This is a genomic window from Bartonella sp. AD328YNZD (assembly GCF_042196425.1).
Genome location: NZ_JBHIQG010000825.1, coordinates 1 through 577, shown reverse-complemented (window position 1 = coordinate 577; position 577 = coordinate 1). Strand labels below are relative to the sequence as shown.

Annotated in this window: 2 pseudogenes; one reads left to right on the top strand and one right to left on the bottom strand. The window is 36.2% G+C overall.

The window, feature by feature from the left end:
- Positions 1 to 234 (bottom strand): annotated as a pseudogene (locus ACFIO3_RS15250) (lytic transglycosylase domain-containing protein); the annotation flags it as partial.
- 250 nt (positions 235 to 484) lie between these two features.
- Here ACFIO3_RS15250 and ACFIO3_RS15245 point away from each other — a divergent pair.
- Positions 485 to 577, top strand: a pseudogene (locus ACFIO3_RS15245) (4-hydroxy-tetrahydrodipicolinate synthase); the annotation flags it as partial.

Below are 577 nucleotides of genomic sequence, written 5' to 3'. Positions count from 1 at the left end.
TAATCCAGCTTTTAGTTGTTTGAGTGTCACGGTATTGTACGATGTCGTGTGTCTCTGTTGAAGAGGTTCTTGAGCTTTTTGTTTTATGGCAATGGGGGTAGGACGTGTCGAAGGGATTGGTATTTTCCCATGTAAAAGGGGTGTTTGTGCATGTGCACTTGAAAATAAAATTTTTATTGCCAGTATAATCGCAGTAAAGGTTGATACGAAAAGAGAGGTAGAAAATACACGCATAGAGAAAAGACCTTGAGATCTTGCTTTTTGTAAAAACTTAAGGGTTTATAGAACACAAGCATGAAAAACGCGTTAATACAGACAGCTTATTTTAAAGAAATGTTCAAAATTTAAGGAGGGACATGTCCATCTTGTAGAGGCTTTTTTTGAAATTCATCTTGCTTCAATGATAGAGCAAGATTATGCTCTGTTTAAAATTTGTAAAGGCGATTATTAAAAAAATAAAAGCGAATATTATAGGGAGTTTATTATGCTCAAGGGAGCTGTAACTGCGCTTATCACCCCGTTTGATAACAAGGGCGCAATTGATGAGAAGGCATTTTGTGATTTTGTTGAATGGCAG